At 51.7% G+C, this 25,129-nt stretch carries 24 protein-coding genes; 1 reads left to right on the plus strand and 23 read right to left on the minus strand.

The annotated features are described in order from the left end of the window. Positions 1-235 precede the first annotated feature (235 nt). The 22 genes from ACTQ1O_RS03135 to ruvA all read right to left on the minus strand — a co-directional run bounded on the left by ACTQ1O_RS03135 (position 236) and on the right by ruvA (position 22,149). Positions 236-1,378: an RluA family pseudouridine synthase gene (locus tag ACTQ1O_RS03135; protein WP_441486055.1), complete on the minus strand. Its 1,143-nt coding sequence runs from the start codon at positions 1,376-1,378 to the stop codon at positions 236-238. 101 nt (positions 1,379-1,479) lie between these two features. Further along, positions 1,480-2,052 carry a hypothetical protein gene (locus ACTQ1O_RS03140; RefSeq protein ID WP_441486056.1) on the minus strand — a complete coding sequence of 191 codons (573 nt, stop codon included), beginning with the start codon at positions 2,050-2,052 and terminating at the stop codon, positions 1,480-1,482. Between the two features lie 14 nt (positions 2,053-2,066). Beyond that, positions 2,067-2,900 carry a GTP pyrophosphokinase gene (locus tag ACTQ1O_RS03145; protein ID WP_441486057.1) on the minus strand — a complete coding sequence of 278 codons (834 nt, stop codon included), beginning with the start codon at positions 2,898-2,900 and terminating at the stop codon, positions 2,067-2,069. Between the two features lie 70 nt (positions 2,901-2,970). Continuing rightward, entirely contained in the window at positions 2,971-3,636 is a 666-nt protein-coding gene (locus ACTQ1O_RS03150; protein ID WP_441486058.1) for an ATPase, read from the minus strand. 145 nt (positions 3,637-3,781) lie between these two features. Further along, positions 3,782-4,285: a pantetheine-phosphate adenylyltransferase gene (gene coaD, locus ACTQ1O_RS03155; protein WP_441486059.1), complete on the minus strand. Its 504-nt coding sequence runs from the start codon at positions 4,283-4,285 to the stop codon at positions 3,782-3,784. A 3-nt stretch (positions 4,286-4,288) separates the two neighbouring features. Next, positions 4,289-4,852, minus strand: coding sequence for a 16S rRNA (guanine(966)-N(2))-methyltransferase RsmD (gene rsmD / locus ACTQ1O_RS03160; RefSeq protein ID WP_441486060.1), 564 nt, complete (start codon positions 4,850-4,852; stop codon positions 4,289-4,291). Beyond that, complete coding sequence (locus tag ACTQ1O_RS03165) at positions 4,849-5,259, minus strand: methylglyoxal synthase (RefSeq protein ID WP_441100347.1); 411 nt, start codon at positions 5,257-5,259, stop codon at positions 4,849-4,851. Before ACTQ1O_RS03165 ends, rsmD begins: the two co-directional genes overlap by 4 nt. A 260-nt stretch (positions 5,260-5,519) precedes the next feature. Continuing rightward, a complete protein-coding gene (locus ACTQ1O_RS03170) occupies positions 5,520-6,212 on the minus strand; it encodes a DUF6465 family protein (protein WP_441486061.1) in 693 nt (230 codons plus the stop codon). A gap of 380 nt (positions 6,213-6,592) precedes the next feature. Further along, a complete protein-coding gene (recG, locus tag ACTQ1O_RS03175; protein WP_441486062.1) occupies positions 6,593-8,671 on the minus strand; it encodes an ATP-dependent DNA helicase RecG in 2,079 nt (692 codons plus the stop codon). Between the two features lie 219 nt (positions 8,672-8,890). Then, entirely contained in the window at positions 8,891-10,564 is a 1,674-nt protein-coding gene (locus tag ACTQ1O_RS03180) for a DAK2 domain-containing protein (protein WP_441486063.1), read from the minus strand. A gap of 20 nt (positions 10,565-10,584) precedes the next feature. Next, on the minus strand, positions 10,585-10,941 hold the full coding sequence (locus tag ACTQ1O_RS03185) for an Asp23/Gls24 family envelope stress response protein (protein ID WP_441475131.1): 357 nt from the start codon (positions 10,939-10,941) through the stop codon (positions 10,585-10,587). Positions 10,942-11,309: 368 nt separating this feature from the next. Then, the gene (gene rpmB, locus ACTQ1O_RS03190) at positions 11,310-11,495 is read right to left on the minus strand and encodes a 50S ribosomal protein L28 (protein ID WP_441100361.1); all 186 of its coding nucleotides are present in this window, start codon (positions 11,493-11,495) and stop codon (positions 11,310-11,312) included. 223 nt (positions 11,496-11,718) lie between these two features. Next, on the minus strand, positions 11,719-12,111 hold the full coding sequence (locus tag ACTQ1O_RS03195; protein ID WP_441100362.1) for a GerW family sporulation protein: 393 nt from the start codon (positions 12,109-12,111) through the stop codon (positions 11,719-11,721). A 264-nt stretch (positions 12,112-12,375) separates the two neighbouring features. Continuing rightward, positions 12,376-13,440: a DUF2953 domain-containing protein gene (locus ACTQ1O_RS03200; protein WP_441486064.1), complete on the minus strand. Its 1,065-nt coding sequence runs from the start codon at positions 13,438-13,440 to the stop codon at positions 12,376-12,378. A 123-nt stretch (positions 13,441-13,563) separates the two neighbouring features. Then, positions 13,564-13,929, minus strand: coding sequence for a hypothetical protein (locus tag ACTQ1O_RS03205; protein ID WP_441486065.1), 366 nt, complete (start codon positions 13,927-13,929; stop codon positions 13,564-13,566). After that, a complete protein-coding gene (locus ACTQ1O_RS03210) occupies positions 13,911-14,357 on the minus strand; it encodes an NUDIX hydrolase (RefSeq protein WP_441486066.1) in 447 nt (148 codons plus the stop codon). Before ACTQ1O_RS03210 ends, ACTQ1O_RS03205 begins: the two co-directional genes overlap by 19 nt. A gap of 111 nt (positions 14,358-14,468) precedes the next feature. Continuing rightward, the gene (locus tag ACTQ1O_RS03215; RefSeq protein ID WP_441486081.1) at positions 14,469-15,983 is read right to left on the minus strand and encodes a peptidoglycan D,D-transpeptidase FtsI family protein; all 1,515 of its coding nucleotides are present in this window, start codon (positions 15,981-15,983) and stop codon (positions 14,469-14,471) included. Then, complete coding sequence (locus ACTQ1O_RS03220) at positions 15,865-17,418, minus strand: FtsW/RodA/SpoVE family cell cycle protein (RefSeq protein WP_441486067.1); 1,554 nt, start codon at positions 17,416-17,418, stop codon at positions 15,865-15,867. Before ACTQ1O_RS03220 ends, ACTQ1O_RS03215 begins: the two co-directional genes overlap by 119 nt. 52 nt (positions 17,419-17,470) lie before the next feature. Further along, on the minus strand, positions 17,471-19,795 hold the full coding sequence (locus tag ACTQ1O_RS03225) for a peptidase U32 family protein (protein WP_441486082.1): 2,325 nt from the start codon (positions 19,793-19,795) through the stop codon (positions 17,471-17,473). Positions 19,796-19,838: 43 nt separating this feature from the next. Continuing rightward, positions 19,839-20,210 (minus strand): cell division protein ZapA, encoded by a 372-nt coding sequence (locus ACTQ1O_RS03230; protein ID WP_441475125.1) that lies wholly within the window; start codon positions 20,208-20,210, stop codon positions 19,839-19,841. A 190-nt stretch (positions 20,211-20,400) separates the two neighbouring features. Then, positions 20,401-21,402 (minus strand): Holliday junction branch migration DNA helicase RuvB, encoded by a 1,002-nt coding sequence (ruvB, locus tag ACTQ1O_RS03235; protein ID WP_441486068.1) that lies wholly within the window; start codon positions 21,400-21,402, stop codon positions 20,401-20,403. Between the two features lie 123 nt (positions 21,403-21,525). Continuing rightward, entirely contained in the window at positions 21,526-22,149 is a 624-nt protein-coding gene (gene ruvA / locus ACTQ1O_RS03240; protein WP_441486069.1) for a Holliday junction branch migration protein RuvA, read from the minus strand. Between the two features lie 224 nt (positions 22,150-22,373). Here ruvA and ACTQ1O_RS03245 point away from each other — a divergent pair, with 224 nt between their 5' ends. Beyond that, complete coding sequence (locus tag ACTQ1O_RS03245) at positions 22,374-23,606, plus strand: ribonuclease H-like domain-containing protein (protein WP_441486070.1); 1,233 nt, start codon at positions 22,374-22,376, stop codon at positions 23,604-23,606. A 107-nt stretch (positions 23,607-23,713) separates the two neighbouring features. Here ACTQ1O_RS03245 and ACTQ1O_RS03250 read toward each other — a convergent pair whose 3' ends face one another. After that, positions 23,714-25,000, minus strand: a complete 1,287-nt coding sequence (locus ACTQ1O_RS03250) for a cation:proton antiporter (RefSeq protein ID WP_441486083.1) — start codon at positions 24,998-25,000, stop codon at positions 23,714-23,716. Positions 25,001-25,129: the final 129 nt, after the last annotated feature.

Below are 25,129 nucleotides of genomic sequence, written 5' to 3' on the forward strand. Positions count from 1 at the left end.
TGAAAGTTATACTGATGATATTCTGCAGCCGCCAGTGCCGCATACTTGCGATCCGGAACCCTGCAGACAGGACAGCGCGCAGGTCTGTGTGCCAGTGCTGCTGAATAGCGGTTAGCGTTATCTGTCCGATGAACAGGGCAGCGCGCAGGCCTGTGTGCCAGTGCTGCTGAATAGCAGTTAGCGTTATCTGTCCGATGAACGGGGCAGCACGCAACTTGGTATGATCATGCGGCGATTACAGCCGGTTGGCTGCTTCAAGCTTTTTCAGCGTGGTTCTGAGGTCATCAGGCAGGGGGGCCTGAAAGGTTCTTCCCGAGAGATCAGAGAGAACGCCGTTCATCGGGGGAAAAACAAGCTCTGATGCGTGGAGAAACTGCCTTCGAAGGCCAAAGCTCTTGCGAAAATCTTCGTTCCGGTTTCTGAGACCATATTTTACATCACCGATGATGGGATGTCCAATAAAAGAAAGGTGGCTCCGGATCTGGTGGGTCTTTCCGGTGATCAGTTTAACCTTCAGCAAGGTAAAGGAGACGGGCTGTCCGTGCGGGTCCGTGATCCGGAAATGCTCTGCAGGAGTGTATTCCGTCTCAATGTATTCGCCGGGATTCTGCACACCTTCCGCCGCGAATGTCAGCTTCGCATCAGAGATCTGATCGTTGTCTGGTATGGATACTGCAGATGTTCGGGAAGGCAATGCGTCTGCGGCAGATGTTCGGACGGATGCTCTGTCATGAACGGTCACCCGGTTGGTCCGGGGATCCTTCGTGAGATATGCACTGATGCGGGCGGGCTCCCGGATTTCGCCCTCTGTCAGGGCATAATAGTATTTGTGTACGGTCCGGTCTCTCAGGCATTCGGAAAGCTCCCGTGCGGCGGCGAGCGTCTTTGCGGCAAGCACAATTCCGCTTGTATTGCGGTCGATCCGGTTGACCACAGAGGGACGGAAGATGCGGAGACTCTCTTCTGTGAGCTCGCCTTTTTCGGTCAGGTATGACTGGATCATTTCCACCAGGGAGATGTCCTCCGGGGCTGCCTTCTGCGAGAGAATCCCGGCCTTTTTGTTCAGAATCAGCACGTGAGAGTCCTCAAAGAGGATGTCCGATGCGGCAAGGGAAGGCCCGGGTTTTCCGGATTTGTTCTTCTGCGGGAGAGACTCTTTTGCGGAAAATTTACGCAGCGTTTCATCGGAAAAGAAGATTCGGATTTCGTCTCCCTCCTGCAGAAGTTCCTTTCCGGTAGCTTTCGTTCCGTTAAGTGTAATATTTTTTTTGCGCAGCTGTTTATACAGAAAACCGCTTCCCGCCTCCGGAAGATATCTTCTGAGAAATTTATCCAGACGCTGGGAAGCAGTTTCGGTGTCAATGGTGATTTGAATCATTCTTCTTCCTACATATTATTGAAAGCGGCTGAAAGCCATAAAAGCGAATAAATAATTAAAGCAATGCAAAACAATAAAAACAATTAAGTGCAATAAAACAATTAGAGGGCAAGCTGCCGGAGAATTGCTGCGACCTCGTCATCGCGGTCCATGCGGTATTCCGCCTGCTTTTCCCGCATCTGGTCGATGCGCTCCAGGAAATTCTTTCGATTAGAAAAGATTTTGACGGTGACCTTATATCCGCTCTGCAGAACCGATTTCCGGATGTGGCCTTCCATAAACTGAAGAACACCGGGCGCAGCATTCTCATGGGTATATGCGGTGATATACTCTCCGCACACGGCCGCCGCGTCAATAAAGAGATTCTGGTCGCGGGTGGTCAGGTACAGTTCGTACAGCATGGGGAGAGAGCCGGCGTGGGTCTCGATATCCGTATGGAGTTCCTGATCCATCGGCTTTCTCATCAGCATCATGATCATTCCAACCATTGACATTGCCGCGGGAACGCAGCCAACCGCTGCGATAATCGAATAGATGTTGCGGCGGCTGCCGCTGTTCATGATCAGGCCAAAAGCAAAGATGGCGAAATCAATCGCAAACGCGATAACGGTTCTCAGAACTCTCTTAAACTTTTCGTGTCGGATGTAGCCGTACTGACCCTTTTCGATTTTCAAACCTCTGTCTCCTTTTATTCTTCACTGATTTTTATGCCTTCATCGACGCGGTTTTTCTGGGCGTGATAGGCCTGAGCGATAAGATCCAGCTGATGATGGTAGCGGACCAGTTCTTCCACGTCACCGGACTGATAGATCCGATAGAATTCTTCCTGAATTTTTTCCACCTCGCGCTTCGAGGTCATCCGGTAGAGACTCTCGATGGTATTTACGATATCTTCCACGAGATTGTAGCGGAGCTTGGAGGAAAGCTGGGCGTCCATGATCTCATCGCGGACGGAAGACATCTCGCTGTCCAGAGAAATGATGGCGTCCGCGGCATTGGACAGACGGCTGCCGACCCGCTCGGGGATCTGCCCTTTGTACTTGTACTGGAGAGAGTGCTCCGTCGTAGCCCAGAAGTCCATCGCCATGGTCCGGATCTGGATCTCGACCAGAATTTTCTTCGGCCCGTTGATGGTGTTCACTTCATAATGCACAACCATGTGATAGCTGCGGTAACCGCTCTGCTTCTGGTTGCGGATATAGTCCTTGATTTCGACCAGCTCGATATCGGTCCGGCTGGTGATGAGACTGGCAACTCTGCTGATATCCTCGGTAAACTGACAGATGATGCGTATGCCCGCAATGTCTTCTATCTGCTCTTCCATTTTTTCCGGCGGGATATTTTTCTTTGCCATCTTGTCGAGTATGCTGGAAATGCTTTTGACGCGTCCGGTCACATGCTCGATCGGGCAGTACTGCCCTTGCTCCTGAAATTCTCTCCGCAGGGAATCAAATTTCAGAATCAGTTCATCCACAGCCATTACATAGGGGCTGAGGACCTTATGCCACATGATGATATCCATATTCTGCACCTTGCTTCATAACAAAAAACAGCCCATCCCTTTCCGGAATGAGCTGCGATAAGTTCAAAATTTACTCTTCATCCTCGTAATCGGCGTCATCATCCTCATCCACGTCGTCGGAATCGTCATATGCTGTCTGGCCGCCGGTCTCCTGAGCAGCATCTGCCGAATTGCCGGATGTGGAACTGTTGTCCTCCATCGGAGCAAGCTGACTTCTGTTCTGATTTACAAGATCGTAGTAGCTCTGCAGGGAACCGGAGAAATCGTTGTACTTCTCTCCGACCTCGGCCATCGCGTTGCTGAGGATGGAGGAGATATTCCCGAGAAGCTGATCGGTATAAGTGATCGCGCTCGAGCGGATGTTGTTCGCGTCATTCTGGGCGGAATCCAGAATATCCTGCGCCTGCTGATTCGCCTGATTGACGGTATCATTTGCCTGCGCATAGGCTGCCTGCATGACTTCGGTCTCCGAAGTCAGCTCCTGGGCCTTCTTCTCTGCCTCTGCGATAATATTGTCCGCCTTTGACTGCGCGTCCGCAAGAATTGCATCCTTGTTGCCAATGATCTTCTGATATCGTTTGATCTCATCCGGCGTCTTCAGACGAAGCTCGCGGAGGAGCTCTTCCAGCTCTTCTTTATTTACAATGATCTTGGTTGTGGATAACGGCTGATACCGGCAGTTCTCCACATATTCTTCTATCTCCTCAATGATCTGTTCAATTCTGCTGCTGCTCATTATTTATACTCCTTACCTTAATTTACCTGTATCATCTGAATTCCGGAAGAATAATCCGCCCGATTATGACCGGCAACTGCCCCTCAGCTGTGCCGATCCGAATCCGCACGCGGCGTTGTCCGGAAAAAAGTATTCAGCGGATATCTCAGTCTTCGCTGTGAATGCGTCGGATGTCACCAAGCTTGCGGTGTATTTCACCCGCCACAAAAGGAGGCACAAATTCGCTGATATCGCCTCCGAACGCAGCAACCTCCTTCACGGTTGTAGAGCTCAGATACGAGTACTGAAGTGCCGTATAGAGAAAAGTGGTATCGACATCGGGGGCAAGCTTGCGGTTTGTCTGTGCCATCTGAAGTTCATATTCAAAATCAGTGATGAGGCGCAGCCCTCGTACAATCACACTTGCGTGACAGGCCTTCGCGAAATCGACGGAAAGTCCTTCGAATGCCTGTACCTCGACGTTCGGGATCCCACTCGTAGCTTTCTTAAGTATATTAACACGTTCTTTTGATGAAAACAACGGAGTTTTTGCAGAATTGTGCAAAACCCCGATGATGAGCTTGTCGTATAATTTTGATGCGCGGGTAATGATATCGAGGTGACCATAGGTCACAGGATCGAAGGTACCCGGATAAACGGCGATAACCATCTGTTATTCTCCTGCTGAATCGAGCCTCAGGAAAAGGTGCTCGTTAGTTTTGTATGTCTTCCATTTAATACATGTATAGCCTGAATTGTCAAGCCAGGAAAAATCGTTTTTGATGGAAGCCTCGACGACAAACAGGGTATCCCCGGTTACACAAGGAGCAGTGCGGAGCGTCTCGAGTGCTTCCTTTTCCAGATCATGAAGATATGGCGGGTCCAGGAAGACAACGTCGAAGGGCGCCTGTCCGGAAAGATACCGGACTGCTGACATGACATCCATCTGAAGAACTGTTGCCTGATTCTCCAGCTTTGTAAAGCGAAGGTTGTCGTTTATGATACTTACTGCCTGACGGCTTTTGTCTACAAAACAGCAGCTCTCTGCGCCCCGGCTCAGCGCCTCGATACCGATAGCTCCGCTTCCTGAAAAAAGATCAAGGAAACGGCACCCCGGAATATCATTCTGGAGTATATTGAAAAGCGTTTCCTTGATCCTGTCAGTTGTCGGGCGGGTATCCTTACCGGGAAGTGTCTTCAGCGGAAGACTTCTGCATTTTCCGGCGATTACTCTCATTCTTCCTTTGCCTCTTTATATTGAATTCTCCAGTCAAGATCGCCGCGGTCCAGACCGAGGATCAGCATTTCTGCCGTGGCGATATTGGTTGCGATCGGGATGGTATACTGGTCACAGCACTTCATGATCTTGACGACATCCGGTTCTCTCGGATCAATGATTGCCGGGTTATAAAAGAAAATGACCATATCCATGTCATTTCTCTCGATCATTTCCGTAAACTGCTTGTCACCGCCGAGGCTTCCTGCCAGAAACTTATGGATGTGAAGGTTTGTTACCTCTTCGATTCTTCTTCCGGTTGTACCGGTCGCATAAATTTCGTGCTTTGCAAGAATCCCCTTATATGCGATGCAGAAATCTTCGATCAGACTCTTCTTGCTGTTATGTGCGATTATTCCAATGTTCATGCGTTGTGATGCTCCCTTTCCTGCACTGCCTGAATATCTGTCAGCGGCACGGAAGCTGTAAAGCAGCGAAGTGCCGCGGGGACGTATACAAATTGTTGTGCCGATATAGCACGAGTGTTTTCTGATCACATTATAACAAATGCACAAACATTTCGCAACCGCAAACGGTTTGATTATGGGTTTTTACTACAAAAAGAGGCCGCCGAGCAGATGTCCGCTGCGGAAGCCCCTTAGAGGTCTCGCTTGAATTGGTGATAAACTCAGATGTCGAAACTGCCGATCTCTTCGCCGTCATTAAGTACGTAGTATGCTTTGTTCTCTTCTGGTTTTACATATACCTTGACTTCCTTCAGAGCGGCTTCGTCTTTGCCGGCTGCCTTCCAGGCATCGACTGCGCGGTCAACAAGCTCGCTGTAAGGAATCTCCTTCCCGAGGTACTGGAGAACAACTGTCTGTTTTGCCTCGGCAGCGTGTGCCTGCTTTGCGGCAACTGCCTTTTCGGCTTCTTTCTTCACCGTGGCAGCAGCTTTTGTCACAGCAGCCTTTGCGGATTTTGCCGCTTTGTGAACTGCCGGTCTGGATGCCTTTGAAGGCTTCTTTGCAGCAGCTTTTGCCGCAACGACAGTCTTCTTCTCTGCGGCTTTAATATCAGATGCGGTCTTTGCACCTGCAGTTTTGATGTCAGATGCGGTCTTTGCGCCAGCAGTCTTTATATCAGATGCCGCCTTCTTCTCAGCGGTTTTGATCTCATTTGCTGCTTTCTTCTCTGCAGTCTTGATGTCAGCGGCTGTCTTTCTGACCTCTGCTGCCGCCTGTTCGACCTTATGTTCCACCTTCTCGGCTTTCTTCTCAACCTTTGCCGCTACTTTTTCAACTACGTTCGTTTTCGCTGCTTCCGGTGTCTTTTTCATTTCGGTCTTAGCTACAGCAGCTGTCTTCTTAGCCTCTGCCATTTTCTCTCCTCCATAATGACTCAACTGATAATTGTTTAAAAATTTGATGGTCAAATATGATTCTTATCTATATTATTCTTTTTTCTTTATTTTTTCAAGAATACCGGAAAAAAATCAGCGATTCGGATATAACTATGATGGAATGAAGCGCTTCGGTCGGCATTTCGTACAACGTATTTGCGCACACCTGAAGGATTTCAGGTGTGCGAAGGACGAAGCAATGCGCCGCTTATATATGAAAAAAGAGAGCTCTTCGAAATCGGATCCGGTAACGACGCGCGCGATGTGCGAAAGAAGCTTTTATCAAAGAATTTCGACTTCGCTGATGGGAAAGGTAACGACGCGCGCGATGCGCGAAAGAGTCCGGATGCGAATGTGTTTCACCCGGGAAATCCGGAAGCAATCCCCGAACGGCTGATATACTGATCCAGGGCATTTTTCAGCTCACGGTTCTGCGGCAGTGCAAGTTCCGCGTCCATGGAGAGCAGGTCATTTACTGCCCGGGATGCTGCCTTCAGGATAGCGGAATCCCGGTAGATGTCCGCAATCTGGAAAACCGCAATGCCGCTCTGCCTCACGCCGAAGAGATCTCCGGGCCCCCGAAGCTTCAGATCCTGTTCTGCGATATAGAATCCGTCGTTGGATTCGTTGAGAATTTCGAGCCTCTTTGAGGTCTCTTTTTTTTCATCGCCCTGCATGAAGATGCAGTAGGACTGGGCGCTGCCCCGCCCGACCCTTCCGCGAAGCTGATGGAGCTGTGCGAGCCCGAAACGCTCCGCATTTTCGATCATCATCACGGTGGCATTCGGAACATTGACGCCGACTTCTACGACTGTCGTGGAGACGAGAATCTGGATTTCGCCAGCGGCGAAAGCATTCATGATCTCCTGTTTCTGCTGGGGCTTCATCTGGCCGTGGAGAGCTTCGACCCGGATGGATGCGTCAAAACGCTTCCGGATCTTCTGGCTGTATTCCGTGACATTCTCGCAGGGGATTTCCTCATTGGGCTCGACCATCGGGCAGATAATATAGACCTGATGTCCGTCCGCGATCTGTTTTTCCATGAAGCGGTAGGCGGTCTCCCGGTAGGAGGTTCCGACTACACAGTTACGGATGGGAAGCCGGTTCCGGGGCATATCGTCAAGTACGGAAATGTCCAGATCCCCGTAGAGGATCATCGCCAGTGTGCGGGGAATCGGCGTGGCACTCATGACGAGCACATTCGGAGGATAGCCCTTTCCGGCAAGCGTCATGCGCTGTCGGACACCGAAGCGGTGCTGTTCGTCCGTAATGACGAGACCGAGATTCGGATATGTCACGGCCTCCTGGATGAGCGCGTGCGTGCCGACGATCATCATTGCCTCCCCTGAGGCGATTTTCTCATAGATTTCCCTTTTTTCCTTTGGCGTACAGCTGCCGCGCAAAAGAACGGGGCATGCGTCCTCGATGCCGCTGCTTTCAAGAAGTGCCGTGAGAGATGCGAAATGCTGCTCGGCGAGAACCTCTGTCGGGACCATGATTGCGCTCTGCCAGCCGTTTTCAAATGCCATGATCATGGCCAGAAAAGCGAGAATAGTCTTTCCGCTTCCGACATCACCCTGAATCAGCCGTTCCATCAGCCGGTTCGATGCAAGATCCTTCTCCAGTTCGTTCCATACCCGCTGCTGTGCGCGGGTGAGACGGTATGGAAGGGCGTCGATGACTTCCTCTGTCTTCCACACGGTCTTCATCGGAAAATGGTTGACTCTGTCGCGATTCCGGTCCTTCATACGGGCGATTCCCAGAAGGAAGAAAAAGAACTCATCGAAGCAGAGACGGTTTCGGGCAGAGAGGAGGCTGTCACGGGAATCCGGGAAATGAATTTGATCGAGCGCAAAATTTATCTCCGCAAGACCAAGAGGTTCACGGATTTCTTCCGGAAGGATTTCGGGGATGCGGTCCCGGGTCTGTATAAGCTGTGCCATGGCTTTTCGAATGGCCTGATTTGTGAGCCCCTTCGTCAGTGCATAGATCGGGAGTAACTGCCCCCGCAGATTATCGTAGGCGGCCGGTGTGAAAAGCTCGGGATGCTCCATGATCCGTCTGCCGTTTTTCTCTATGACGGGTCCCCGGAAAATATAGACCATGCCGGGCTTCAGGGTGGAGGCGAGAAACGGCATGTGAAACCAGTTCACCTGCAGAGAACCGGTCTCGTCCTTGAGGACAGCCATGGTAATGGAATTTCCTCCAAATGTCCGAACCGAGGGCTTTCGGGTGATCCGTCCGAAGACGGCGTTTTTCTGACCGGGGACAACCGCTCCGACGGAGACGGGTTCCTCGTAGGAGTCATATTCTCTTGGATAATACCGGATCAGATCATCTGTGGTGAAAATTCCTGCCCGGTTGAACAGAATCTCGGATTTTTCCCCGATTCCTTTCAGATTCCGGATGGAATGGGGAGGTATCTTTCGGGATGACATATCTTCCTCCTCTGCAAAGAAAGCTGCCTCACCGGTCTGTCTGACCGGAGGGGCAGCTTCATAGATTTACGCGAACAGTGAGCCGCAGCCGAATGCGGAGCCTTCGAGTGAGGCGAGCGCCGCGACAGCGGGATAAAACCCGCGAAGCGTGTTTTATTCCGCCTGCAGGACTAAAGATTCTGCGCGAGTTTGTGCGCTTTCCCGCGGACGGACACAGCTTTACTCAACGGAAAGGATACAGTAGTAGACCGGCTGTCCGCCGTTGTTCACTTCGACGTCCACATCCGGGAACTTTTCGGTGATCTTCTGAGCGAGGCGGTTTGCGTTCTCTTCTGAGAATTCTTTTCCGAAGTATATGCTGATAAGTTCGGCGTCGTCGGACATCATTTTCTCGACGGATGCGAGGGAGGTGTCTTCGATATCGCTGCCCACGGAGAGAATTCCATCGTCACCGACCGCCATGATGTCTCCCTGGTGAATTTCAACGTTATCGATCGTGGTGTCGCGGATTGCGTAAGTTACCTCTGCGGTGCGGACATTTGCGATGGCGTCCATCATTGCCGTTTGATTTGATTCAACATTCTGTGCGGGATCATATCCGAGCAGCGCGGTGATTCCCTGCGGGATCGTCTTTGACGGGATCACGATGATGTTCTTCTCGCGCACCAGATCCTGCGCCTGACGGGCTGCCATGATGATGTTCTTGTTGTTCGGGAACAGGAAGATGTTCTCCGCGTTGACCTGATCAATCGCGTCCAGTACGTCCTCAGTGCTCGGATTCATGGTCTGTCCGCCCTTGATGATGAAATCGGCGCCAAGGCCCCGGAAGATTTCTTCAAAGCCGTCGCCGGCACAGACCTCGATAAAGCCGACCGGTTTTGCGGGAGTGGTTCTCCGAAGAAGCTCATCTGCCTGATCTCTGGCTGCCTTGGATGGGTTCTTGATCAGCTTTTCATGGTGCTCCACGAGGAGGTTGTCGATGCTGATGCAGGTCAGCCTGCCGAGCGTCAGCGCCTTGGAAAGTATTTGACCGGGTTCGTTTGTATGCACATGTACCTTCAGCTCTCTGGCGTCCGGAATAATCACCACCTGTTCACCGTTTGTGACGAGGAAGGTGCGGAGTTCATCGATCTGTGCCTGCGGAAGCGATTTCTCGCTGTTGATGATAAATTCCGCACTGTAGATAAATCGGGGCTTTTCAGGCTCTTTTTCCTCCGGAGCCTCTTTTCTGTCTGCATTCTCATCCTTTGCCTTACCGAGGTCGGGATCTACTTCCTTTCCCATCAGGCCGTCATACGCGCCCTCGAGGATGGTGATAAGACCCTGTCCGCCGGAATCGACGACGCCGGCCTCCTTGAGAACCGGAAGCATGTCAGGAGTCTTTGCGAGAACCTCGCTGCCATAATCAATGATATTCTTGATGTAGACGTCGAGTGTCATTTGCGCGTCCACAAGTTTGCGGGCGATCTCGGCCATTCCCTTCGCGACGGTGAGAATGGTGCCCTCCTTAGGCTTGATTACAGCCTTATAGGCGGTTTCTACTGCCTTTTCACAGGCGTCGGCGATCATGGGAATATCGATTTCGTCAGAGCCTTTTACAACCTTGGTGAACCCCCGGAAAAGCTGTGAAAGGATGACGCCGGAATTTCCACGTGCCCCGCGCAGAGATCCGGAAGAAATCGCTTTTGCCAGATCCTTCATGTTCATGCTGTCGATATCCTGTACCATATGAACCGCGGACATGATGGTCATGGTCATGTTCGTTCCGGTATCACCGTCCGGTACCGGGAAAACGTTTAATTCATTGATCCAATCCTTTTTGGCATCCAGATTCTGGGCGCCGGTTAAAAACATATGCGCCAGAAGACTGGCATCAATTGTATTTTCAGCCAAAACTATATCCTCCTCAGATATCAGTCTATTACCCGTACGCCCTCAACGATGATGCGTACATGCTCAACTTTCATTCCGGTAAATTCCTCGAGCTGATATTTCACGCTGTCGATCAGATTCTGTGCTACCGTGGAGATACTCACACCATAGGCAATAATTACGTGGAACTCCAGGGAGATTTTATTATCGCTGATCATCACATGAATGCCGTGCTTCAGGCTGTCCTTTTTCAGCAGACGGACGAGACCGTCCTTCATGTTGACGGCAGCCATTCCGACAATTCCGAAGCATTCTACGGCAACGCTGCCGGCATAGGTTGCGATGACATCGGGATTAATGACTACTTCGCCGAATTCCGAATTAACGCGTCCTTTCATCTCCTGCTCCTTTCTATATATACAATACTGACAATACTGTAATCAGATTCAGGGCTCCGTATAAGTCCGGATGACATCCGGAGGACTGGTAAGCCCAATTACACAATCTTTAGTATAGCGTAAACATGTGGGATTGTGAAGGGTAAATGTGCGGCGGTACCCTCACTCTGACACCTGCCGGATCTATCCGGCCTGGGAGGAAAGCAACGAGATAAAACACGCTGCGCGAGTTTTATCTCGCTATCGCGACGCTCGCCGCACACGAATACTTCGCATTCGGCTGCGGCTCACTGTTCGCGTAAAAAAAAGAGACCTCATCAGATGACGGATGAGATCTCCAGGATGTTTCCTTTTATGGAGTCGTGACTTCAGGCACGCTCTACAGCACCGCTTCTCAGGCAGCTGGTACAAACGTACATCTTCTTTGTACCCTGTGGTGTCTTTACACGTACAGCCTTAACGTTAGCTTTCCACATATGATTAGATCTTCTATGAGAATGGCTTACATTATTGCCAAAGTAAACAGCCTTATCGCAAATAGCACATTTTGCCATGATCACACCTCCTTAACCACAAACTAAAGCCGAATCTGATACAACGGCTTACAACACTCAGCTATTGTATCAGAACGCTCCGCTCTTTGCAAGAACTTTTTAAAGATTTCGCAAGATTTCGCAGGAACTTTTTTGAACCAACCTTTTTGAACGTGAACTGAAGTTCAAAGTTTCATCCCGTCTGCATCGGGATAGAAGTTAATCCTTCCGGGATATTTCAGGCTTATTCTTCCGCGTCCGATTCTCCGGCGGAGGATCCGCTGCCATCCTTACCGACAGCTTCCTTGATCTTGGTCACGATGTCCGGAGCCATATCAATGATCTTGGAAACCGCATCCTGACTCTTCATGCTGATCAGCTTTGTGGTGCCGTCCTTCGCTACCATCAGTACAGCGGCCGGGACCATCTTGGCGCCTGCCGCGCCGCCACCGTTATCTTTGGAATTGTTGCTGAAAGCGCCGGCACCCATACCGAAGGAAACCTCTGAGAGGGGAATCATGATGCTGTCGCCGACCGGAACGGGCTGGCCGACAACTGCCTTCGTGGTAAGGAAGTTATTCAGTCCCTTGAAAAGCGAGTCAACATTATTTTCGAAGCTGTTCTTCTTGTCTGACATAATCCGTATTCCTCCTGTAGTCCGTTGTTATTTCAGATCCCTGCCGGCGGCGGGCTGCCTGTCCGATTTGATTCGGAATTCCCGTTATGACGGCCCTGTACGGCCGGGTGTTTTTTTAAATATGAAAACTACTGCCTGGTTTAAAACTACTGCTGCCTGGTTGGGCATGACAGCGTGGAGACTGTATGGCCGGGTGTTATGCAAAATCATTTGAAGATTCTGCAGGCTGGCCTCCTGTCTGTCGGTGCAGCAGCTGAATCGCAATCAGGCAGCCCTCTTTCTGCGAGGGATGATGCCTTTTCTCTTTTTGTGACCGGTATCCGGATTCTCCCCGCCGCGATCCGCCTGAGAGGATCCCTTGCGGCGGATCCGCCGCATCAGGATTCGGAATTCTCTGGCGGTAACGATTCTGAGAATTCGCACGAGTGGTACAACCAGAATGATATGACCTCGAAGATCCATATCTGCTTCAAGGATTTTCTGTTGAAAATCCGGCCGAATCTGCAGGCTGCCCGGTATCTTCGGATAAAAAATTGCGAAGATGCCGAGAAGCTGTCCGGTCAGTGCCGGATCGTCCGTGCCAAATTCAGCGTACCCGTCAATTCTCCGAGGAAGAATATGATGAAGCAGAGCTGCGAGCTGCTTCAGTGCCATTTCCTTGAAGCAGTAGAAGGATTCCGATTCCAGGTAGTCGATCCAGTCCGTCGCAATGTTCAGAAAATGGCGGATTTTCCGGAGAGCTTCCCCGGCAGAGGTGAAAAACCGGCGGAAGGCCTTTCGAATCCGGCAGAACAGACTGCTGATCCACGCTCCGAACCGGGCAAGCGGACCAGGTGTTTCACTTGCAGCCACCTCTATATCGAGTGCCGCAGCGTTTTCTTCGGTGCTCCTGTCGGGCATGTATTTCCATTGACCGGGACTTACCGTCGGACGTTTCTTTGCCGCGGACCAGGTCTCTCCCCTGGCCTCAGAGGCACTGCGGAATGTTTTCGCACCGGCCCCGGTGACTTCTTTTGTTTCTGTTGATTGGTGATTCCTTTTCTCTTTTCTTCTGTTGATCAGCTTCAGGAGTGGAATCCCGAGAATCCGTATCTCCCCGCTGTGCGTGCTGCTTCCGCCGCTTCGCCTGAAATGAAAGTCAGCATGGAAGAAGTGAAACAGCCACCAGACCTTTGCGTCTGCGCGGAGTTCGTCTCCGTGCTTCTTCAGTTTCACCCGGTATAAAAAGGGGGTGAAAAGCAGGAGAAGGCTGAGTATGAGAATAATCCCGATTATCCACAGCAGAATGATACCAATCGTTGACAGAATGTGAAGAAAAACTGACAGCATCCTTCCTCCTCTATCTTTCTGTCCGTGTCAGCTGCGACAGCTGTGTCGCAGTGAGCGACATCTGTGCGTCAGTCTGCGGCAACTGCGTTTCAGTGTGCGGCAACTATGTCCTGGTCCGGAGATTCAGGATATGCTTCTGCTCCGGGTGCACATTCCGGGAGCATCCGTCTGTCTCAGATAGGTTTTCATATCACATGATCCGGTCGCCTGGAATGTTTCCCCGGCGATCTGCGTCAGAACCTCGTACGCTTCACGCTTTCCGACTGCCAGACCGACAACCGGCGGGAGCGTACGAAGAATGATATCATTTCTGAGATATTTTGCTTCAATGATATCCAGCTGCTCCGCCTCGTTCAGAGGGTAGGTGATCAGAAACAATCCGGGAAACCATGCACCCTTTCGGAGTGCGCGGCGGATTTCCGCTTCCTGCTCCTCCGCCCGCGTGCCGAGATACAGCTTGCCTGAAAATTTTACTTTTGGGGTACCCATAATCCTGATTTTTTCATCTCCATGTAAGTGCTGTATCCTTTTTCGAGGATCTGGCGCTCATTCGTGAATTTCAGCAGATGATAGGCCTCGTGGTATTTGTAATATCCGGAATCTATGAAATATTCCTCCCACTGCGGCTTGCTGTAATAACTGCTTCCCATCATCAGATACCAGTGGACCTGTTTGTCCACCTCGCCCTCCGGAACCTCAAATGTATAGTGGCTCGTTCCGATATATTTCATGATTGTAGCCCTTGCCCCGGATTCTTCACGAACTTCCCGAAGAGCCGTATCTGTGAACTCTTCTCCCTGTTCGACAGTACCCTTTGGGAGAACCCAGCCTTCATAGCGACCTTTGAAATTTTTATACAGGACGAGGATTTTTCCCCGGAAGATGACGATTCCTCCGCAGCTGACCGCATTTATCATGTGTTTTATCCTCCCATAATTATGACTAGTATACGACAGTTGTGCGCCGTTCGCAAGGAAGGATATAAAATGCGGGAGTGCCGGATTCCGTCTGATTCCGACAGATCCCGTTCAGCTTTCGCTTCCGAAATATGTGGCGAATACCTGGCGGACGACATTGATTGCAGGGGCTGTGCCGTCTCCTCCGTTTTCCACGATGGCACAGACCACGATATCGTTATTACCGGTGTTGGAGAATCCGACAAACCAGGAGTGGGCGTGGCCCGCGCTGTCATATTCGGCGGTTCCGGTCTTTCCGACGATGTCATAAGGAAGGTCAGCGATGGCAGTTCCGGTTCCGCCCTGCACAACGCCTCTCATTGCTTCCGTCAGGTTTGCAGCCTGTCCCGCGTCCATAACCTGCTTTAAGGTTGTGGTCTGTGTAGTTTTTACCGTTCTTCCCTCAGCGCTTACAACGCTTTTTACAAAATAGGGCTTCAGCATCACGCCTTTATTGGCGACAGCCTGACCGATCATGCACATCTGAAGGGGTGTGACTCTGGTGTCGCCCTGTCCGATCGCGGTCTGCATGGTCAGCTGGTCCGGTGTGCTGGTATCCAGCGTGAAGGTACTTGTTGTGACATCAAGATCGGTATCAACCGCCTGATTCAGACCGAAATCATCGGCTGTCTGCCGTAAGGTGGATTTGTCGATGTCGTTCTGACTCATGTAGGCGAAGGCACAGTTACACGAATTTGCGAACGCGCTGGCAAAGGTCTCCTGCCCATGCGCCTCGTAGTTGTAGCAATGTATCGTGAAGCCTGCGTTTTCATATGTTCCGGTGCAATTGTAGGAAAAATTATCGAAACTGCCATTCTGCCGCAGATACGCGAGCGCGGTGACGATCTTGAAGGTGGAGCCTGGAGGATAAAGCCCCTGGGTTGCGCGATTCAGGAAAATACCGTTGTCGGAATTCGTCAGGGTGTCCCAGTTCTCTTCGACAGTGTTCGGATCATAGGTCGGGCTGCTGTAATCCACGAGAACGCTTCCGGTATCGACATCCATGGCAACTACAGCCCCTGAATTGTCGCCCATCGCAGCGGCTGCTGCCTGCTGAAGGGGCACATTGAAGGTTGTCACGATGTTGTCGCCGGCCTTCTTCTGTTCGTTCAGATCGTTTTCCATCTGAGTGACGATGCCGGAGTGGGACTGGATCAGATCGTTGTTGTGGGTCGATTCCAGTCCGCTTCCGCCGTAGACAGAGTAACCGACCGACTGGGCAAATAGTGAGCCATAGGGATAAACCCTGGTTTCTGTACCGTCGTCTGCCGTGTCAGTTCTTGCCAGGGCGGTTGTGCCATCATCCGCCAGAATGGATCCGCGGATGATCTCCTGTGCCGCTTCCTCCTGCCGTTTATTGTATGGGCTGTTCAGCAGGGCATCACTGTCGTTGATCTGAAAGTATACCATGTAGACGATCAGAGACGCAAAAAGCGCAAGGGAGACGAAAGACACAATCCGGTAGGGCCTAATGATTGCGGAGCGCGAGATCTTCTTTTGTCTGTTCTTCGATCTTTCGTTCGAGGTCTCCGGTATCCTGTCGTACCTGTCCGGATTGTCCCTGCGGTCTGTACGGCTGCTGTTCATACTGCTGTTCCGGTCGGAACGGCTGCTCCGGCCGGTACTGCTGCGGCCGGAATCCCTGATCCCGGTTCTGCGGCTGCCTCTGGAGCTCTCTGTTTCTCCGTATCCTCTCTCGTCTTTCTTCCTCAAGTTCTTCGTCCTCGTCCTTTCTCATGATGTACAATCCCTGGATGATGGATATCATGGCAATTGTGCACATCAGTGAACTTCCTCCGTAGCTGACCAGCGGAAGCGTGATGCCTGTCATCGGGATGAATTTTGTCGTGCCGCCGATCGTCAGGAATACCTGAAAGGCATATTCCGTACCAAATCCGATCGCGACCAGCTTATAGAAGGGCCGGTCAAGTCGGAGAGCAATGTTTACGATCAGCAGATACATTCCCATGCAGAGGAGGATCAGGCAGATGGAAAAAATGATCCCGAATTCCTCACAGATAGCTGCAAAGGTGAAATCCTCATACGCAAGAGGAATCATCTCCGGATGACCGTTGAACAGGCCGGTGCCGAACCATCCGCCCGCGCAGACACCGAAGAGTGCCTGGATGATCTGATATCCGGTGCCTTCATAGTCGGAGAACGGATCCTTCCAGACCTGTACCCGGATGCGGACATGCTCAAAACGGCGGTAGGCAACGACACATGCGCCTGCCATGCCTCCCAGACCGAGAGCTATGTAGCCGGGATTCCTGGTGGCGACGTAAACCATGACGATATACGCGACAAAATATACAAGCGCAGCGCCAAGATCGGCGGACAGCGCCAGAATCCCGACATGGATTGCGACCACGATCGTGGTGATGACAACCTGCTTAAAGTCGGTGCGCTTCTGAAGCATGCCAGCCATGAACAGAACGACACTGATCTTGACAAACTCGGAAAACTGGAAGGAAATGCCTCCGATGTTCAGGTTGAGGTTGGCACCGCCGGTAACCCGGCCGAGTGCCAGAACCGCTCCGAGAAGCAGGATGCCCACAATGCCGTAGAGCCATGTGAGCTTTGAAACCCAGCGGACTCTCCGGACAAAAACGGGGATGATGAAGCAGACCATCGTGGCAAACGCGGCGATGATGAACTGCTTTCTGGCATTATCAATTCCAAGCCTGGACTGCATGACCAGCCCGACGGACAGGATCATGCACATTGTATTCAGCAGAATAAGAGAGGCTTTCCGGTATATAATCCGGTACAAAATCTGCACCACCAGGATATATCCGATCACACAGATCAGCATGAGGATCATATATGGCTCCTCGGACTGAAGGTACATGATGACATAGCTGACGGTGTTGAAGAGAATCATGAGCCAGATCTGGTTTCGCATGATCCGGCGCCGTGCCTCATCTGATTTCCTCTTGAGGACCATGAAGGTTTCCACCGTGAAAAAAATCATGATCAGAAGAAGAACGTATTTCGATACCTGTACTAATATTTTTACCATGAAACGGACACCTCATGTTGTGGGGATCTTTCTGTCTTCTGTCACTCTGCACCTATTCTACGCCGCGGCGGAAATGTCCGCGGGTGGTTTCCATCTCCGGAAGATCACGCCGTTCAAGGAAGGCGGTCGCGATCCTCGAGGCGAGCGGACCGCTCTCGTCGGTAAACTGCAGACGGAAGGATCGAAAATGCAGCCTGTCCAGCGGGGATGAGGAATCCCTGCCGTCGCTCAGATGCTCTTTTAACAGTGAGGAAGGCAGACTGTTGTAGATGATATTGTAGCAGGAAACGCAGTGACATTCCGCGGGAAACCTGGCTCCCTTTCTGTCCTTCAGAACAAGACGAGCATCGGAATGGGTGCAGCGGTCCATTGTCTTCTTCAGGCAGTGAGCCGACAGCATCATCGGAGCGCGGCCGTATACAATGATTTCGCTCGTCCGGTTGTCTCTTTTTATAAGTTCCCGGTAATTGAGTTCGAGGGAAGCTGTGTTGCGGGAATATCCCCAGCGGGCCAGGAAATCTTCTGCCCGCGTATTCATCGTGTAGATTCCGGCGTCTGCTACTGTATATCCGGTAAGATCAAGGAAGCGGAGCAGGCCGAGCTCCTCGAGGTTTCGCGCCAGAATGGCACAGGAAGACGCAGCCGTGGATTCCGGGAACAAGGACATATATGCACGGATAAGGGAGGTCAGCGACGCTTCGCTGTCTTTTCGCATCACATAGGGGAGCATCAGAAAGGCGGACTTTCCGGATTCCTGTGTCCTTCGTACTGCCTCTGACAGAAATCCGGAGTGTGCGTTGTCTCCAAGGAACATCTCGGCATCGAGCCAGAGTGCGGAGAGACCCTTTATGTCCAGAAGAGCACGGAGCTGTTCAACGGAGCTGACAGATGCAGTACAGCAGGTCCGCCCTGGCCCGGCAGTATCTGTATCTGTACGGAAGAAATCCCTTGATGTATTTGAAACAGCCGGGGCGCTGCGGCGGTATGTCTCGCGGATTTTTTCGGAAAGCGCAGAAAAACCCTCTCTCCGAAGCTCGTTTAACAGCTGCATCGGAACGAAGAGATTCTTCCCCGCTTCCAGACGCAGATCCTGAAAATAGAAAGGGCTGTTTCCGGTCTTGTTCATTTGCGCGAGAATTCGCTCTTCGGTGACCGGACGGTTTTCTGCGATCTGTATTCCGCCTTTTTGGATTCGGACATGCACAGAGCCGGCTTTACCGGAGACGATTTCTCCGGGAAAATCCGGACCTTCCGGGAGACGGGGCGACTGGTCCGCTGACCATGACAGATCAAGAACGGCGCCTTCGTCTGCAGTGAGTCTGAGTCTTGCGGCGACAGGAGTCTGCAGCCTGTGGGCAGCCTCACGTGTGCTGAGATCAGCGCGGATTCGTCCGGTCAGCTGCTGAGCAGCCTTCTGACGGACATCGCTCAGCTTTTCATTTTTGAGGGCAATCATATCCCTGCCGTTTCGTTGCAGATAACAGCCGGGATGAAAGCCGTCGCGGTTGAAGAGATTCCATAGAAACTCCAGGTCTTCGCTATCTACGCGGTAGTGGTCCGGGTCCGAGAGGAAGCGGTCGATGTATTTCCGATAGACCTGCACGACGCCTGCGGTATACTCGGGTTTTTTCATTCGTCCCTCTATTTTAAAGGAAGAAATACCCGCACGGATGAGATCCGGAAGAATCTCAACCGTGTTCATATCCTTCATGTTCAGCGGATATCTGGTGTTTTTCCCGGTGAGGAGCTTTCCGTTTTCATAGACTTCGAAAGGAAGGCGGCAGACACCGGCACATCTGCCCCGGTTTCCGCTGCGGCCTCCGATAAGGCTGCTCATCAGGCACTGGCCGGAATAGCTGTAACACATCGCTCCGTGGATGAAGCTTTCGATTTCCATACCGGTCTTGTCATGAATGAGACGGATCTCTTCCAGAGAGAGTTCCCTTGCGGGGACGATTCTGGACATTCCGATTTCCTTCAGGAAGGCAGCGCCGTGAACGCCGGTCACCGTCATCTGCGTGCTGGCATGGAGAGGGAGATCCGGAAATACATGCTGAAAGAGATCAATGACACCGAAATCCTGCACGATGACGCCGTCCAGACCCTCCTCCACATATGGCTTCATGAAGTCTTCGAGGTCTTTTTCAATCTCGGAATCCTTGACCAGAGTGTTGACGGTCATGTAGAGTTTTTTTCCGAGTCTGTGCGCAAGGTCGATGGCTTCACAGAGCTCGGTTTCTCCGGGATTGTCGGCATACGCTCTGGCCCCGAACCGGCTGCCTCCGATGTATACGGCGTCGGCTCCGGCGATGTAGGCAGCCTTCAGAGCTTCGACAGAACCGGCAGGGGCCAGAAGCTCTGTCTGAAAAGCGGGGATGCCTGCCGTTCTTCCGCCGGAAATCCTTTCAGTCATCTCTCGTTTATTTACGGGTACTGCCATTGCTTCTGCTTTCACGAAGTCTTGCATTTTCCTTCTTGAGCCTTTCAATCTCCATCTGCGCCGCCACGAGGTCATGCTTGATATCGTAGGTGCTCTGATCCTTATTCTCGAGATCCTGCTCCATAGAATCCACCTGGGATTTTGCCTTGAAGTAGTCGTCTGCAATATTGAACTCGAGAAGCATGGATTTCGTATCCTGCGTCAGGCGGCCGTAGCCGCTGATGGAGCTGAGCTCGGCAATCTTGTTGTTGAGGTAGAATGCGACTCTCTGCAGGTATTCCTCACTCTCATAACCGGAAAGAGTAATTGCCTTTCCGTCAATCAGAACCTTTACTGAATGTTTTTCCGCCATACGTTTATCCCTCTGTATCTGTATTGTCTATATGTTATAAATACGGATTCTGCCGGATGCTAGCGATCCGGTTTCCGCTTCCGGTGTATCTTTGCTGCGGATTGTTCTTTTGACAGATCTGTTATATCTGCGGTGCAGCTTCCTCACCTGGTATGTCAGCGCTTCTTCTCTGCTGAATCTGTGCTGTGCCTTAGTTCTCGGGGATATCTATCCCGAGATGGTGGTAGGCGAGCTCGGTCGCCACTCTTCCGCTGTGCGTCCGGTTCAGAAAACCGTTCTTGATCAGATACGGTTCGTAGACATCCTCGATGGTGCCGGAATCTTCGCCGATGGCAGCGGCGAGCGTATCCAGGCCTACTGGCCCTCCCCGGAACTTGTCAATGATTGTGGTCAGCAGCTTTCGGTCGGTACGGTCCAGCCCGTATCGGTCCACCTCCAGCAGATTCAGCGCCATATTCGCGACATCCGCGGTGATCTTCCCGTCATACTGAACCATTGCGAAATCCCGGACACGTTTCAGGAGGCGGTTGGCAATCCGCGGGGTTCCGCGTGACCGTCTGGCAAGCTCGTGTGCTCCTTCATCGTCAATTTCAACGTCCAGAATTCGTGAGGAGTGAAGGATGATTTCACTGAGCTCATCAACGGTATAGAATTCCATGTGCTGGATCACGCCGAAACGATCCCTCAGGGGCGCGGTCAGGAGGCCCGCTCTTGTCGTGGCACCCACCAGAGTGAATTTCGGGAGATCGAGCCTTATCGACCGCGCGGAGGAACCTTTGCCGATCATAATATCGATGGCGTAATCCTCCATCGCCGGATAGAGTACTTCCTCCACCTGCCGGTTCAGACGGTGTATCTCGTCGACAAACAGGATGTCGCCCTCCTGAAGATTGTTCAGAATCGCGGCCATCTCTCCCGGCTTTTCGATTGCCGGTCCGGACGTCACCTTCATATGCGTGCCCATTTCATTGGCAATAATACCCGCAAGGGTGGTTTTTCCGAGGCCGGGCGGTCCATAGAACAGGACGTGGTCCAGAACATCGCCTCTCTGCCGGGCTGCCTGTATATAAATCCGAAGATTGTTTTTGGCCTTTTCCTGGCCGATATATTCGTCGAGGCTCTGCGGACGGAGACTTTTTTCTACCGGTTCATCCTCCTGCCGGGCCTCAGTTTGTATGATTCGTTTTTCCATAAATACCTGAATGATGTATTACACCACAAATAATATTAGTTACGGAACGTTCCGTGCCGCTGTGCCCCTCAATCCTGGAGAGAAACGGCTCTTCGGCCGGCCGCGGTGCGGACAGAATGCAGGTCAGAATAAAAATTTCAGGGCTGCCTTCAGGATGGCTTCAGAGTCCATACTTTCATCGGTGGCTGCCTTTCGAACAGCCTGCAGGGCCTCGGCTCCCGAGTAGCCGAGAGCGACAAGTGCCTGCACGGCATCATCCGCAGCGGCGGACTGTCCGCCGGAACCGGGCTCAGCGGCACTGTCCGCTTCCGCTCCGTGTGCAAGCTTTTTCTCAAAGGCTTCGTCGAGACGGAACTTGTCCTTCAGTTCCAGTATGAGCTTCTGGGCGGTCTTCTTTCCGATGCCCGGCGCCTTCGCAATCGCGGCGGCATCGTCGGCGAGCACCGCAAAGCGCAGATTGTCTGATGTCATGGTGGAGAGAACGCCGAGAGCTCCCCTCGGACCGATTCCGCTGACATTTAACAGGAGCCGGAAGACTTCGAGATCATCTCTTGTGAAAAAACCGTAGAGTGTCACCGCGTCCTCACGAACGGCCATATGGGTGTACAGCTTCACGTCATCTCCTGCGCGGAGTTCCCGGTCAAGGAGAGCTGTTGGTACATAAACGATCCAGCCGATCCCATGATTGTCAATGACAACATAATCCGGACCTGTTTCTTCAATTGTGCCTTTCAGAAATCCTATCATGTGCGCATGCCTTTCAGAAATTTATCCCCGGTACAGAGTACCCCATATTTCAATCATATTACCACGAAACGGAGGATTTTGTAAACCGTGCCACAGATGGTATAAGCTGTGCAATGCTCCGTGCTTCGCTTGCGGCAGGATGGCGCGAAAGCTATAATGTAGGAATATGACTGCATGATACAGACGCTTTGACTTGAGAAAAACTGTGCAGAAAGGAGAAGATAATGCGGAAAAGACAGGAAATTGCGGAGCGACATCTGACGGAAAAGATCCGGGAATATTTTCCGGATGAGGACGTGGTTTTGTTTGATATAGAAACGACGGGACTTTCCTGGAAAACCTCTCATGTATATCTGATCGGCGTCCTGTACTGCTGCTGCGGCGAGTGGATTTTGGTTCAGTGGTTTCTGGACAGGCCTTCAGAGGAGAAAAATCTTCTGCAGATGTTCGGGGATTTTCTGCACGATCTGAAGGGGAAAGAAAAAAACGGGAATTCCGAAGAAGGCGGAGGCAGTGTGCGGCTTCTGCATTATAATGGCAATTTGTTTGATCTTCCGTATATCCGGCATAAATGTGAGTTTTACGGTCTGACAGACCCGTTTGAGGGGATGGAGAGCGTTGATATCTACCGGGAGGTGCATCCTCTTCAGAAGTTTCTGGGCCTGCCCTCTCTGAAGCAGAAGGATGTGGAGAAATTTCTCGGGGTCGAAAGAGAGGATCGCTCAAGTGGCGGTGATCTGATACCGGTATACCGGCGTTACCTGGAAAGCCGGGATGAGGAACTGCTGCATCTTCTCTTCCTTCACAATCATGACGATGTCGCGGGCATGGCTGATATTATACCGGTACTCTCCTATCCTCTGTTTTTCAGCGGAGGCTTCCGACTGTCCGGAGAAGCAATGGTTGGAGAATCCGGAGAAGCGATGCCGTGCGGAGATGACTTTTGCTTTCAAGAAAATGGGGCGAGTTCACCTGAGAGACAGGCACTGCGGATCCGCATGAAAGCCGATCACGCCTTCCCTGTCCCGGCTGCGGTCACGGACCGGGAGTACGGAGCGGTCCTCCGTTTAGGATGCGGGGAGAATCCGCTGAGCGCGGATCTTCTGATCCGCACACGAAAGATGGAGATGAAGCATTTCTTTTCCGATTACAGGAATTACTTCTATCTGCCGGATGAGGACAGGGCAATTCATCGGGACGTTGCGATATTTGTAGATCCGGAGCATCGGGAAAAAGCCAGGGCGGCAACCTGTTACCAAAGAGCCCGGGGAACCTTTCTGCCGCAGTTTTCCGGTCAGATCGAGCCGGCCTTTTACATGGACTACAAATCAAAGCCCGCCTACTTCCGGTGGGAGGATTTTCAATCGAGGCTTGCCGGGAGTGAAGAGACGGAAGATGAGACCCTCCGGCAGTATCTCCTGGATTTTTTGGAAGTTTTTCGCAGGACCAGCCGCTAAACCGGTCATTAGACCAGCCTTTAAACCGGTCGCTTAGAAAAACCGCTAAATCAGCCGTTAGACAGCCGTTAAGAGGCATACCGGCTCCGATCTTTTGCCGCTGACAGTCAGTTAACCGGGCCTGAGGTCCTGCCCGTTGTGCTGTCAGATGCATGAATGGTCTTTGGCTTTGCTTCAGTCTCTCCGGCAAGTTCAAAGCCCTTTTTTGCGGCGATTACCGCGATGATCTCATTGATCACGGCCGCGGCCGCGATGGTCCCCTTCACCAGGGATGAGAGCCCGGGCCGGGAAGCCGCGAGAACACTGCATACAATTCCGGTAAATACCAGAGATACACCGGAATGCGGGAGAAGCGTGAGTCCAAGGTACTTCTGTACCGTCACCGGCATGTGTGTTGCCCTGGCGCCCACTCTGGCACCGAAATATTTTCCAAAGGCACGGGAAGCAATGTATACAAAGGTATAGAGACCTGCTCCGAGAATCAGGTGATAGTCAAGCGGAGCGCCAAGGTCGGTGATGGCGGCCAGCAGGCTGACGCCGAGGATGGGATGAAACCATGTCGTTGTCTGCTCCAGCTGTCTCTGCGGGATCCGGTTGGAGAATACAGCGGAGAAGGATACTCCCATCAGCATGTAATTCAGTGTGATATTTGTAAAAACTACCCGGTTGAAAAACAGACCACTTGCTGCTGTAAGCGTAATTCCGGCCAGTAGAATCAGAAGTGTTCCGGACTTTCCCGGTTTTTTCTTCAACAGCATTCCTGCCGGAACACCGGTTACAATGCCGATCGCGATCGGCAGAAAAATCATGACAGGAATCATATACAGGGGCACTGCTCCGCCGGAAACTCTGCTAGCAATAAAGGAATTTACGGTAAAAAAGACGGCAATTCCGACAATATCATCCAATACCGCCATGGGAAGCAGCGTGTCTGTAACCGGCCCCTTCGTATGAAATTCCTGGACAATGGATAAGGCAGGCGCAGGAGCTGTGGCAAGAGCGATGCCTCCAAATGCAGGCGCAAGCCAGACGGGCTGACGCGCCAGATAAAGTACCACAGCGAAGGTCACAGAGACTATGGCAAAGGTTCCGAGGGACTGCGTCAATGTCGTAATGATTAACGCCCGCCCATAAGATGCTATTTTCGTCCAGATAAGTTCCGTCCCCAGCATCAGTCCAAACGCGCACTGCATCCAGATGATAATCATTTTATACCATCCGGTCTCCAGAATTGACGGTGAGAGCAGGCCCGCTCCGCAGGGACCGAGCAGCATGCCGGCAATCAGCCATCCCAGAATTGCCGGCATTTTTATTATGGGCTTTAGCCTGTTGAGCTCGAGCGAGTATTTCCCAACGGAAATATGAGCCGAGCGAAATAAAAAACCACCCGCTATGCGGGTGAGAGTCAAATGGTTATACAATTGAGATCAACTCTTTCTATAATAGAGGTGTCCAAGCCACTATTTAAAAGAAAGAGGTGATCTCATGGCGAACCAGGCGAATAGCCTTGCGCATACCAAATG

Origin of the sequence: Bilifractor sp. LCP21S3_A7, from assembly GCF_052118825.1 — a bacterium.
In the GTDB taxonomy this organism is placed as follows: Bacteria; Bacillota; Clostridia; order Lachnospirales; family Lachnospiraceae; genus Bilifractor.

What these genes read in the sequence shown, in the direction of transcription:
- ACTQ1O_RS03195 (WP_441100362.1), bottom strand. Translation starts at nt 12,111, where the DNA reads ATGTCAGACAAGAAGAACAGCTTCGAAAATAATGTTGACTCGCTTTTC.
- recG (WP_441486062.1), bottom strand. Translation starts at nt 8,671, where the DNA reads ATGTCATCCCGAAAGATACCTCCCCATTCCATCCGGAATCTGAAAGGA.
- ACTQ1O_RS03170 (WP_441486061.1), bottom strand. Translation starts at nt 6,212, where the DNA reads ATGGCAGAGGCTAAGAAGACAGCTGCTGTAGCTAAGACCGAAATGAAA.
- rsmD (WP_441486060.1), bottom strand. Translation starts at nt 4,852, where the DNA reads ATGAGAGTAATCGCCGGAAAATGCAGAAGTCTTCCGCTGAAGACACTT.
- coaD (WP_441486059.1), bottom strand. Translation starts at nt 4,285, where the DNA reads ATGGTTATCGCCGTTTATCCGGGTACCTTCGATCCTGTGACCTATGGT.
- ruvB (WP_441486068.1), bottom strand. Translation starts at nt 21,402, where the DNA reads ATGGAAAAACGAATCATACAAACTGAGGCCCGGCAGGAGGATGAACCG.
- ACTQ1O_RS03210 (WP_441486066.1), bottom strand. Translation starts at nt 14,357, where the DNA reads ATGATAAATGCGGTCAGCTGCGGAGGAATCGTCATCTTCCGGGGAAAA.
- ACTQ1O_RS03150 (WP_441486058.1), bottom strand. Translation starts at nt 3,636, where the DNA reads ATGAGCAGCAGCAGAATTGAACAGATCATTGAGGAGATAGAAGAATAT.
- ACTQ1O_RS03215 (WP_441486081.1), bottom strand. Translation starts at nt 15,983, where the DNA reads ATGAACAGCAGCCGTACAGACCGCAGGGACAATCCGGACAGGTACGAC.
- ACTQ1O_RS03135 (WP_441486055.1), bottom strand. Translation starts at nt 1,378, where the DNA reads ATGATTCAAATCACCATTGACACCGAAACTGCTTCCCAGCGTCTGGAT.
- ACTQ1O_RS03220 (WP_441486067.1), bottom strand. Translation starts at nt 17,418, where the DNA reads ATGGTAAAAATATTAGTACAGGTATCGAAATACGTTCTTCTTCTGATC.
- ACTQ1O_RS03185 (WP_441475131.1), bottom strand. Translation starts at nt 10,941, where the DNA reads ATGAAAGGACGCGTTAATTCGGAATTCGGCGAAGTAGTCATTAATCCC.
- ACTQ1O_RS03145 (WP_441486057.1), bottom strand. Translation starts at nt 2,900, where the DNA reads ATGGATATCATCATGTGGCATAAGGTCCTCAGCCCCTATGTAATGGCT.
- ACTQ1O_RS03230 (WP_441475125.1), bottom strand. Translation starts at nt 20,210, where the DNA reads ATGGCGGAAAAACATTCAGTAAAGGTTCTGATTGACGGAAAGGCAATT.
- ACTQ1O_RS03245 (WP_441486070.1), top strand. Translation starts at nt 22,374, where the DNA reads ATGCGGAAAAGACAGGAAATTGCGGAGCGACATCTGACGGAAAAGATC.
- ACTQ1O_RS03165 (WP_441100347.1), bottom strand. Translation starts at nt 5,259, where the DNA reads ATGAACATTGGAATAATCGCACATAACAGCAAGAAGAGTCTGATCGAA.
- ruvA (WP_441486069.1), bottom strand. Translation starts at nt 22,149, where the DNA reads ATGATAGGATTTCTGAAAGGCACAATTGAAGAAACAGGTCCGGATTAT.
- ACTQ1O_RS03200 (WP_441486064.1), bottom strand. Translation starts at nt 13,440, where the DNA reads ATGCTGTCAGTTTTTCTTCACATTCTGTCAACGATTGGTATCATTCTG.
- ACTQ1O_RS03205 (WP_441486065.1), bottom strand. Translation starts at nt 13,929, where the DNA reads ATGGGTACCCCAAAAGTAAAATTTTCAGGCAAGCTGTATCTCGGCACG.
- rpmB (WP_441100361.1), bottom strand. Translation starts at nt 11,495, where the DNA reads ATGGCAAAATGTGCTATTTGCGATAAGGCTGTTTACTTTGGCAATAAT.